The 8,750-nt window shown below is 42.1% G+C and carries 8 protein-coding genes; 2 read left to right on the top strand and 6 right to left on the bottom strand.

Annotated features, from left to right (window positions below):
* The first annotated feature begins 327 nt into the window (after positions 1-327).
* On the top strand, positions 328-1,128 hold the full coding sequence (locus tag OO184_RS24000; RefSeq protein WP_265381326.1) for a BPSS1780 family membrane protein: 801 nt from the start codon (positions 328-330) through the stop codon (positions 1,126-1,128).
* A 266-nt stretch (positions 1,129-1,394) separates the two neighbouring features.
* On the opposite strand, the gene OO184_RS23995 is transcribed toward OO184_RS24000, so the two are convergent.
* Together OO184_RS23995 and OO184_RS23990 are read right to left on the bottom strand one after the other, a co-directional pair.
* Complete coding sequence (locus OO184_RS23995) at positions 1,395-1,679, bottom strand: helix-turn-helix domain-containing protein (RefSeq protein WP_132344394.1); 285 nt, start codon at positions 1,677-1,679, stop codon at positions 1,395-1,397.
* Positions 1,669-1,989 carry a type II toxin-antitoxin system RelE/ParE family toxin gene (locus OO184_RS23990; RefSeq protein WP_139657043.1) on the bottom strand — a complete coding sequence of 107 codons (321 nt, stop codon included), beginning with the start codon at positions 1,987-1,989 and terminating at the stop codon, positions 1,669-1,671. The genes OO184_RS23995 and OO184_RS23990 overlap by 11 nt, the downstream gene beginning before the upstream one ends.
* A gap of 741 nt (positions 1,990-2,730) precedes the next feature.
* Between OO184_RS23990 and OO184_RS23985 the strand changes: the two genes are divergently transcribed.
* The gene (locus OO184_RS23985) at positions 2,731-3,531 is read left to right on the top strand and encodes a BPSS1780 family membrane protein (RefSeq protein ID WP_265381325.1); all 801 of its coding nucleotides are present in this window, start codon (positions 2,731-2,733) and stop codon (positions 3,529-3,531) included.
* A 112-nt stretch (positions 3,532-3,643) separates the two neighbouring features.
* Here the strand turns inward: OO184_RS23985 and serS are convergent, their stop codons facing one another.
* The 4 genes from serS to OO184_RS23965 form a co-directional block, all read right to left on the bottom strand.
* The gene (serS, locus tag OO184_RS23980) at positions 3,644-4,933 is read right to left on the bottom strand and encodes a serine--tRNA ligase (RefSeq protein ID WP_265381324.1); all 1,290 of its coding nucleotides are present in this window, start codon (positions 4,931-4,933) and stop codon (positions 3,644-3,646) included.
* A 231-nt stretch (positions 4,934-5,164) separates the two neighbouring features.
* Entirely contained in the window at positions 5,165-6,508 is a 1,344-nt protein-coding gene (locus OO184_RS23975) for a replication-associated recombination protein A (RefSeq protein WP_265381323.1), read from the bottom strand.
* Positions 6,509-6,515: 7 nt separating this feature from the next.
* On the bottom strand, positions 6,516-7,127 hold the full coding sequence (gene lolA / locus OO184_RS23970; RefSeq protein WP_139657047.1) for an outer membrane lipoprotein periplasmic chaperone LolA: 612 nt from the start codon (positions 7,125-7,127) through the stop codon (positions 6,516-6,518).
* Between the two features lie 85 nt (positions 7,128-7,212).
* Positions 7,213-8,750, bottom strand: a 1,538-nt coding sequence (locus tag OO184_RS23965) for a DNA translocase FtsK (RefSeq protein WP_265381322.1), incomplete at its 5' end; no start/stop codon positions are given.

Genomic DNA, 8,750 nt, shown 5'->3' with positions numbered 1-8,750 from the left:
TAGGAATTTCCATTCTACAGGAAAGAATATCCAATGGAATTAAAACCATTCCGATTATATGGATTAAAAGTTAATTAAATTCAGCTATCAGGTAATATTGAAACACTTTATTACAATTATTATCAATTTGATACAATTAAAAATATTTAGCAACACATTGCACGAAAATTATTTATTTTTTTGCTCATTACTTATATTTAACTCTTGTTGAACAATAGAATTAATATAATATATTTATCATATCTCTCCAGTTGACTGCATCTTCCGAGATGTAATCAAAAAAGCGATTTAATATATTATTAATCAATAAATTAATTGGAAAAGTATATGGAACACCAAAACGTAGATTCAAATCCCAATGCTATACCCGAAGATAATCAGGAAGTATTCATTCCTGATGGTCAGTCCCTCAGTAGCACAGAAGGTGTGAAATGGATTGGTCAAGCATGGCAACTTGTCAAGAATAAATGGGGCATGTGGATACTGCTCTACATTATTTATTCTGTGTGTATAGCTGGTTTAGTGCTTATTCCTTTTCTTGGGATATTTGCCTGTATATTTAACCCAGTATTTATCGGCGGTATGATTGCCGTGTGCGAAAAACAGAGGACTAGCGGAGAATTTGAACTAGGGCTACTATTTAACGGATTTCAGAAAAATTTTGCGTCACTGCTCGGCGTTGGTGCTTTAACGCTTGGTATTATACTCCTAGGTTTTATCGCAATGTTTATTGTCGGTGGTAGTGCCGTAATTAATATCCTATTAACCGCCGCTCAACATGGTGAAATCCCAGCCGAAATGCTCCAAAATAGTCTGTTCTCATTATTTCTTGGTATTTTTATTCTGATGGTTTTCTCATTTGTGAATGCTGCATTGACCTGGTTTGCACCAGCGCTAATTGTCATCCATGATTTAAAGTTTGGTGCTGCCGTATCAATGAGCCTAGCCGCGGTGAAAAAGAATCTATTGCCCGGTTTATTATTCTTTATCACCGTAACAGTTATTTTCATAATCTCAGTCATGACTTTTGGTTTAGGTTTTCTAATCTCTATACCAATACTTTTAGTTAGTTATTATTCCTCCTACCGCAGTATTTTTATCGGTAAGGAAAAATCATCCACATTTTAATTGGCTAAAAAATACTTAGATTGACAAACCTCGCTATTTTAAACGAGGTTTGCTTTTTTATGATGGGAAAACTCCTGCCATTTTTCCCGATTAATTCCGCTTGATGGTCATTAGAGGCTGTATTTTTACCACAGAGCGTCAACCCGTTTAAAATGAGTAAAAAAATCCGAAGTTATACTGAGATTAATCGATCGGTTTCATGCCTGTAGCTCTCCATCTGAATAATGTCCGGCCTCTTAGTTAATATCCAAGAGGCGGACATAGAGTTAAACGATACTAATTTTGAGGTTGACGCCACACGCAGCCGCATAGCGCTCAAGTGTCGCAATACTGGCTTTCATCGGGTTTTTTTCAACTTTAGCAACAGCGGGCGGGGTGATCCCTAGTCTCTCGGCTAACTGTGAACTATTAATACCTGCTTTCTGTTTCATACTTTGGATTAGCTCGTAAAGCTCCTCTTCCTGTTTGGCTGCTTCATAAGCAGCTTGAGCTCCAGGAGAAGCAAGAGCCCGCGCCCTGACTTCTGACCACGGAATGCCTTTAACTTTCATTTTTCATCTCCTCTAACCTTTGTAATGCAAGCTTAATTTCAGATGCCGGTGTTTTCGGTGTTTTTTTGATAAACATGCGGAGTATGTAAATTCGCCGGCCAGTGGCATAAGCAAAAATTGTTCGTGTGATGTCTTTATTACCAACTCTAAGCTGAAATAATCCATCACGCAACGGCTCCGTTGCCGGGTACCGCAACATGTTCCCCCTCGCTTCAAGCTTGTCAAGCGCCAGTGACGTTTTACCTCGCATAACCTCATCCAATGATTGGATTTCGTTGTCAGCTTCTTCGTGAAATATCAGTTCAAACATACATACCCCCCTTTGACAAAAAATTAACCCATAGGTATATTTAAATCAAGGGTTAATTTAACTCATCAGTGAATTACATCAATCAGCGCCAACACCATCAGTTTTGGGACGATAAGAGACAAAACAAGGCTTTTGCGTTATCTCAATGGCATCACTGTGCCAGAAGTTGAATCACCCATTATTTAATTTCATGTTTTAATGGGAAAACTCCTGCCATTTTTCCCGATTAACCCCGATTGATGGTCATTAGAGGCTGTATTTTTACCGCAGAGCATCAACCCGTTTAAAATGGGTAAAAAAATCCGAAGTTATACTGAGATTAGCAAGAAAAACAGGGGCTAAATTGATTAACAAAGTAGTAAAATGACAAATCACTGTATTAAGCAAACTAGCAAACTTGCTTAAACAAAAAATTTCACATAGTCGTAACACGTTTAAATAATCGATGATGAAAAACCGGCATTGGAATAAAAATATTAATTAAATCATATGAGAGAAACTAGAATATGTTACAGAAATAGCTTAGTTATTTAGGTAAATATAAAACCACTTGCTCAAGTTAAGCAATACATTGCTTATAAACCCACCACATCATTAGTTAATTACTCCTATTTAGTGCTTGTTGATTAATAAATTTAATATATTATACTTGCCAGCTTTTTACGGCTGACTGTGACTTTGCAGTGCAGACAGAAAAAGCAATTCAATAAATTACGAATCAATAATTAAATTGGAAAATACATGGATAATAATAACCTAAATTTTAATTCCAACGCTATATACAACAATCAGGAGGTATTTATCCCTGGAGGCCAATCCCTCAGTAGCACCGATGGTATGGAATGGATTAGTCAAGCATGGAATCTCGTCAAACGTAAATTGGGTATGTGGATACTACTTGTTATCATTTATTTCATTATCATATCTGGTTTACAGCTTATTCCTTTCCTTGGGATATTTGCAGGGATTTTGAGTTCCGTACTGTCTGGAGGTATTATTGCTCTATGTGAAAAACAGAGAACTACCGGAGAATTTGAACTAGGGCTGTTATTCAGCGGATTTCAGAAAAACTTTGCTCCACTGCTTGGCGTTGGTGCTTTATCATTTGGCATCATGCTCCTTGGCATCATAGCAATGTTTATTACCGGTGGTAGCGCAGTGACCAATATCTTCTTAGCTAATCAATATGGTGAAATTCCTCTTGAAATACTCCCAAGTGATTTGTCTCCATTACTTCTTGGTGTCTTTATTCTGTTTATCTTCAGCATCATTGCTGCTGCTTTAACCTGGTTTGCACCAGCGTTAATCATTCTTCATAATTTGAAATTTGGTGCTGCCGTATCAATGAGCCTGGAAGCAGTGAAGAAGAATTTATTACCCGGTTCCTTATTCTTTATTCTCTCTGGGTTAATGATAGTACTTTCTGTAGTAACTTTAGGATTAGGCTTTTTAGTTTGTATACCAATACTTTTCGCCAGCTATTATTCCTCTTACCGCGGCATTTTTATCGGTAAGGAGAAATCATCGACGTTAGTTAACTAAAAGATACAGTTATTATTTACTGAATTCGGTAACTTTATTTTCAGTAAATTTGTAATTAATAAAGTAGACAGCAAAAAGCGCCAAAATTTGGCGCTTTTCATTAATATAATAATTAACCGATATATTCTAATCCGCCCATATATGGACGCAATACTTCGGGTATTTCGATACGACCATCAGCTTGCTGATAGTTTTCCATAATTGCAACCAGAGTACGGCCAACAGCCAGACCAGAACCATTCAAGGTATGAAGTAATTGCGTTTTCTTGTCTTCTTTACCACGGAAACGCGCTTGCATACGACGCGCCTGGAAATCCCACATATTAGAGCAAGAAGAGATTTCACGATACGTGTTCTGAGCCGGCAACCATACTTCCAGATCATAAGTTTTACACGCGCTGAACCCCATATCTCCCGTACACAATAAGACTTTACGATATGGCAGGTTCAGTAATTGCAAGACTTTTTCAGCATGACCAGTTAATTCTTCAAGTGCATCCATTGATTCATCAGGATGAACAATCTGAACCAACTCAACTTTATCAAACTGGTGCATACGGATCAGGCCACGAGTATCACGACCATAAGAACCCGCTTCTGAACGGAAGCAAGGGGTATGAGCGGTCATTTTCAGTGGCAATGCATTTTCATCCAGAATGTCACCACGAACCAAGTTGGTTATCGGAACTTCAGCGGTCGGGATTAACGCATAATGGCTTTCTGCTTCTTCTTCCAGTGGTTTAGTATGGAAAAGATCTTCACCAAATTTCGGCAATTGACCTGTACCATATAAGGTTTCATGGTTAACCAGATAAGGAACATAAGTTTCCAAATAACCGTGCTGCTCTGTGTGAAGGTTCAACATAAATTGCGCCAATGCCCGATGCAGACGAGCAATTTGCCCTTTCATCACCACAAAGCGTGAACCAGTTAGTTTAACCGCGGCGGCAAAGTCCAGACCATTAGTCAATTCACCTAATGAAACATGATCTTGAATCTCAAAATCATATTTACGTGGCTCACCCCAACGGCTCACTTCCAAATTATCGTTCTCATCTTTACCTACCGGTACAGAGTCATCTGGAGTGTTAGGGATACTTAAAGCCAAGTCACGAATTTCGGCCTGAAGTTTTTCCAGTTCGGCTTTCGCTGTATCCAACTTTTCACCTAACTGGTTCACTTCCTGACGCAGCGGATCAATATCTTCACCACGGGCTTTTGCGGCACCAATAGCTTTCGATCGGGAATTACGTTCTGCTTGCAGGGTTTCAGTTTCAACTTGTAAAACTTTACGGCGCTCTTCTTGTTTGCGCAGCGTATCCACGTCAAGGGTATAACCCCTGCGAGCCAGTTTTTCGGCGACTGCGTCTAGCTCATTACGCAGTATGTTTGGATCGAGCATGCTAGTCCTGTGCTTGTCGTTATTAAGTTATACCCGTTATCTTTCAAGTTGCTTCTTTGTTGGCTGCACTCACTCATCCCGGTCACATAGTTATCTATGCTGCCGGGGATTCGCTCCCTTGCCGTCGCGATGCACCTTGAAATCCATAGGGTATAGATGATATGAATAGGCCCACACAAGTTGATGGGCCATAAGGTGTTTTTACCCGTCAACCTTACCGCAACAATAACATTAGCGATAGCGTTTTATCGGGCTATTTTGATCCTGTTCAGCAAGCCAGGCGAGTTTATCGCCTATTTTACTTTCTAACCCTCGGTTAGCCGGATGATAATAGCGGGTTTCCCGCATCTCAGGCGGAAAATAAACTTCACCCGCAGCGTAAGCATTAGATTCGTCATGAGCATAACGATATTCCTCTCCAAGCCCCATCTCTTGCATCAATTTTGTCGGCGCATTGCGCAAATGTGCAGGAACATCATAATCAGGCTTTTCCTTCGCATCAGCCATCGCTGCTTTAAAAGCGGTATAAACAGCGTTACTTTTCGGCGCACAGGCAAGGTAAACAATGGCTTGAGCAATCGCTCTTTCACCTTCTGCCGGACCAACGCGAGTAAAACAATCCCATGCAGCAATGGCTACCTGCATTCCCCGAGGATCAGCATTACCAACATCTTCGGAAGCAATCGCCAATAGACGACGGGCAACATATAACGGATCACCGCCAGCAGTAATGATCCGGGCATACCAGTAAAGCGCAGCGTCAGGTGCAGAACCACGAATAGATTTGTGCAGTGCTGAAATCAAATCGTAATAACGATCACCTTTATTATCAAAACGAGCGCTTCGTTCTCCACTGACTTCTTTCAATAATGCCGGTGTCAAAACCCTCTGTCCCTGAGCATTGGTTTCTGCCATATCCGCCATCATTTCCAGTAAATTCAATGAACGACGAGCATCGCCAGCAACCAGTTCCGCAATCATGTGACAGGTATTTTCGGGCAAAACGATATTCTGACCATGATAACCGCGCTCTTTATCATTCATCGCCTGATCAAGTACTTGCTCAATCTCTTCTAATGTCAATGACTTAAGCAGATAAACACGTGCCCGTGAAAGTAATGCGGAATTCAGTTCAAAAGAGGGGTTTTCTGTGGTTGCACCGATAAAGGTGATCGTGCCATCTTCAATGTGTGGCAGAAAAGCATCCTGTTGGCTTTTGTTAAAACGATGTACTTCATCAACAAACAGGATAGTCCTACGCCCTGCATGCCGGTTCTGACGCGCCTTTTCAATCGATTCACGTATCTCTTTGATACCAGAAGTGACCGCGGATATCCGTTCAACATCAGCCTGAGCATAATGCCCAATAATTTCAGCTAATGTTGTTTTGCCCGTCCCCGGCGGCCCCCATAAAATCATGGAGTGCAATTGTCCAGCCCGGATAGCCCTTGGAAGTGGTTTTCCTTCCGCCAGTAAATGCTGCTGGCCGATATATTGCTCTAATGTCATCGGCCGCATACGCGCGGCCAATGGCTGGAATTCATTTTGTGAAAAATCGAGTGACAGGTTGTTCACTTAAACCTCACTGGCGCTGATCATCCAGCGTAACGCCTTTCGGCAGCGTAAAACTGAACTTTGCCGCATCCACTTGGGTATTTTGCTGCCCTTTTAATTGATAAGCACTCTTTTGGCCATCCTGCTCAATGGCAGAAAATTTTTGGATAGTGCCATCCGTCATGACGGTAATCGAGAAGCGTTTCAGATTGCCTGTGACATTATTCGGCGTCAGTTCAAAATCATTCCCTTGCTGGCTGATTTTATATTGAGACCAATCTTTAGCATCGTTGCGCGTAATTAACATGAACGGCGTGTTACCTGTGGCATCTTTCAGCCAATTAGCCGTTACCTGTTCAACAAACGGATTATAGAACCACAACGTTTTACCGTCCGATACCAAAACGCTTTCATCAGGTGATGTCATATGCCAGTTAAATAGGTTTGGACGTTTAACCCACAATTGCCCTTCACCTTCCTGAATTGTTGCCCCGTCATCACTGGTGACTGTTTGAGTAAAGCTGGCATGAAAACTGTTTACTTTACCCAAACGTTCCTGCAAATTCTGGCTAGCATTTGCCCATACCGCATTGATATTCATGCCAGCCATTAAACAACCAATCAATATCAGCTTTTTCATGTAAGAGATACCTTTCTCAACGTTATTACTTCTTTCTCAATTACCGTGATTTATTATCAGAGTTTCCAACGTTCAATATTCACTATCAACGCTCATGCGGCGGTGGCGCCAATACTTCACGATTACCATTATGACCCGGAGCACTGACAATCTGCTGTGCCTCCATCTGTTCCACAATACGCGCCGCTCGGTTATAACCAATACGGAATTGACGCTGGACACCAGAAATCGAAACTCGTCGTTTTTCCGTCACGAATTGAACTGCCTGATCAAACAGAGCATCTAACTCTTCATCACCGTCAAGGCCTAAGCCCCCCTCAGCATCATCACCACCACTGAGAATACTATCAATATACTCTGGACGACCGCGGGCTTTCCAATCATTCACCACTTCATGAACTTCCTGATCCCGAACAAATGCGCCATGAACACGCACCGGAATCGAGGAGTTTGGCGCCAAATAAAGCATATCTCCCATGCCCAACAGGGATTCAGCGCCACCTTGATCAAGGATGGTGCGGGAATCAATTTTGCTGGAAACCGTAAAAGCAATACGCGTCGGAATATTCGCTTTAATCAGACCGGTAATAATATCGACCGATGGACGTTGAGTCGCCAGAACCAGATGGATACCAGCAGCACGCGCTTTCTGCGCTAAGCGGGCAATCAGCTCTTCGACTTTCTTGCCAACGGTCATTATTAAGTCAGCAAATTCATCGACCATGACAACAATGTACGGCTCTTTTTTCAGCACCGGATGAGTGACATCCATGCTGTCGCCCGGCTTCCAGAATGGATGAGGAATTGGGCGCCCCATTTCTTCTGCCTGTTTGACCTTTTCGTTATAACCCGCCAGATTACGCACCCCTAATGAAGACATCAGTTTATAACGGCGTTCCATTTCACTAACACACCAGCGCAGTGCATTAGCAGCATCTTTCATATCGGTAACAACTTCGGTTAACAGATGCGGAATGCCTTCATAAACCGACAACTCCAACATTTTCGGATCAATCATAATAAAGCGGACATCCTCTGGTTTTGCTTTATAGAGGATGCTGAGGATCATGGCATTGACACCAACAGATTTACCCGAACCGGTTGTACCCGCCACCAGCAAGTGCGGCATTTTACCTAAATCTGCGACAACCGGCTGGCCGCCAATATCTTTACCCAATACAATGGTGAGTGGCGATGGATTATCGCGGAATTTTTCACAATCCAATACTTCACGTAAATAGACCGTCTGGCGTTTTTTATTCGGCAATTCCAAACCAACATAAGGTTTACCCGGAATCACTTCAACAATACGCACAGCCACCGCCGATAGAGAACGTGCTAAGTCTCTTGATAGGTTGGAAATACGTGCTGCTTTAACACCCGGGGCCAAATCCAGTTCAAACCGGGTAATCACCGGGCCGGGTGAGAAACCCACGACATCAGCTTTAACTCGATAATCACTCAAACGCGCTTCAATCAAACGGGAGGTTTGCTCAAGGGCAAACATATCAACGGGTTCTTCTTCTGCTAAAGGACTGGTTAACAGATCGAGCGAAGGCATCGGCGTCGTTGGTTTTGGCAATGGTTGATCGTTACGAACCAAAAACGGATGGAATAAGCTAT

Origin of the sequence: Photorhabdus aballayi (assembly GCF_026153155.1) — a bacterium.
GTDB classification, from domain to species: domain Bacteria; phylum Pseudomonadota; class Gammaproteobacteria; order Enterobacterales; family Enterobacteriaceae; genus Photorhabdus; species Photorhabdus luminescens.
This window is presented reverse-complemented; position numbering and strand designations above follow the sequence as displayed.

What these genes read in the sequence shown, in the direction of transcription:
- OO184_RS24000 (WP_265381326.1), top strand. Translation starts at nt 328, where the DNA reads ATGGAACACCAAAACGTAGATTCAAATCCCAATGCTATACCCGAAGAT.
- OO184_RS23985 (WP_265381325.1), top strand. Translation starts at nt 2,731, where the DNA reads ATGGATAATAATAACCTAAATTTTAATTCCAACGCTATATACAACAAT.
- OO184_RS23990 (WP_139657043.1), bottom strand. Translation starts at nt 1,989, where the DNA reads ATGTTTGAACTGATATTTCACGAAGAAGCTGACAACGAAATCCAATCA.
- serS (WP_265381324.1), bottom strand. Translation starts at nt 4,933, where the DNA reads ATGCTCGATCCAAACATACTGCGTAATGAGCTAGACGCAGTCGCCGAA.
- lolA (WP_139657047.1), bottom strand. Translation starts at nt 7,127, where the DNA reads ATGAAAAAGCTGATATTGATTGGTTGTTTAATGGCTGGCATGAATATC.
- OO184_RS23995 (WP_132344394.1), bottom strand. Translation starts at nt 1,679, where the DNA reads ATGAAAGTTAAAGGCATTCCGTGGTCAGAAGTCAGGGCGCGGGCTCTT.